We start from the raw sequence: 1,714 nt of genomic DNA on the forward strand, positions 1-1,714 counted from the left end.
CTTTGTCGTTGAGATTCTTCTTGCATCCTTAACTGGGTATTTTGCAGTTCTCTTTAAACAGCTAGCATTTCTTGAATAATTTTTGGCATTTCCTTAAAGGTCATTTTGTTTGACTCCTATCAAAACTAAGATTTTAATTATTCATAATAGATATTTTCCGACCAAAATTTTGATAGAAACTAAATTAACTAAATTAAGGGAATAGCGATCGCTTAATTTAATAACTCCCAAATCTATTTAACTATCAGAATTTTCTAATCGTTCAACCCGTTGTTTTAATCTATTAATTTCTGGCTGTAAATCTAGACGTTCTGATTCACCAGTAATGCTATAACTAAACAATTGTTGGATAAGTCTAACAGGAGCGATTAGATATTTCTAGAAGTTGCCCAGTTCCCTGAAGCAATAGGTTAATATCTTCTCGCAATACTCTAATATCTTCTCTTTGTCGTTGAGATTCTTCTCTTTATCTTTCAGCTTCTTACCTTTGTCGTTGAGATTCTTCTTGCATCCTTAACTGGGTATTTTGCAGTTCTCTTTAAACAGCTAGCATTTCTTGAATAATTTTTGGCATTTCCTTAAAGGTCATTTTGTTTGACTCCTATCAAAACTCAGACTTTAATTATTAATCATAGATATTTGCCGACCAAAATTTTGACAGAAACTAAATTAACTAAATTCAGGGAATAGCGATCGCTTCATTTAATAAGTCCACAATTGGTTTATACCTTTAAAATACAACTTTCTGAGTTTTTGTTCTAAAGTGGCAAAATCAGGTTCGCCACTTAGAGGAATTCTGAGTAACTCGGTTTTGCTGTTTTCATATTTATCTAAATATTCATCATATATACGTTCACCAGTACCCATCTTATTAAGAGAACGCATTCTATCAAGTTCTGACTTGGGAAAATAATATTCAACATAAACTAAAACAACTTCACTTCCTGTTAAATATCCCTCAAATCCAGGGCGGAATGATTCATTTGAGCGTCTATAACTTATACCAAGAACTGAATTGGAAAATGTTAAATTCTTCCAATCTATTTTAGGCTGTATAGCTCGTTTTTTATCAATTTCTGAAATCACACCCCCAAATTTTGGTTCCTGTAGTTCAGAATTAAGTTCTTTAATTAACTTATCAACAATATCATAAATTTTTTCCAGAATTTTTTGAGCTAGATTTTCAAATAACTCCTTATCCATATCAGTTGATACTTTATACTTAATCTCATCTAACAAAACTTTTTCATTATATTCTTGATTTTCTGACTCTAAAATATTTATCAAAGCACTTTTAAGCGCAGGAATAGACTGCCAACGGGACTCTATCATTGTTCTAAAACCTGTATCAAAAACCCTATTAATTTTCGATAGTATATGTTCGGGTAAATCTGATAATTTTTGTCTAGCTTTTTCAGTTTGATGTGGTTTATTTCCTTTTTCATCCAAAAGATGACGAGGTTCTTTTCCTGTTATTACAAAAAACAAAATGCCACAAATTTGTGTTATGTCTGACCTTTCATCTCTTTGTAGACTACTTTCTCGTTTATGCTCTGGAAGAAACAAAAATCTACTTCGTACATCCTGCCCTGTAGGCGTTAAATTTGTATCATCCTCTTTGTTGAAAGAAAGACCAAAATCTATTAATACTGGAGTAGTTAGAGAATCATTTCTAACAATAATATTGTCAGGCTTAATATCTCTATGCACTACA

The 1,714-nt window shown here is 31.5% G+C and carries 1 protein-coding gene; it reads right to left on the bottom strand.

The annotated features are described in order from the left end of the window. Window positions 1-702 precede the first annotated feature (702 nt). Window positions 703-1,714: protein kinase family protein (locus F6K22_RS40190; RefSeq protein ID WP_293110695.1), on the bottom strand; the 1,012-nt coding region annotated here is incomplete at its 5' end.

The organism is Okeania sp. SIO2F4 (genome assembly GCF_010672385.1).
In the GTDB taxonomy this organism is placed as follows: domain Bacteria; phylum Cyanobacteriota; class Cyanobacteriia; order Cyanobacteriales; family Microcoleaceae; genus Trichodesmium.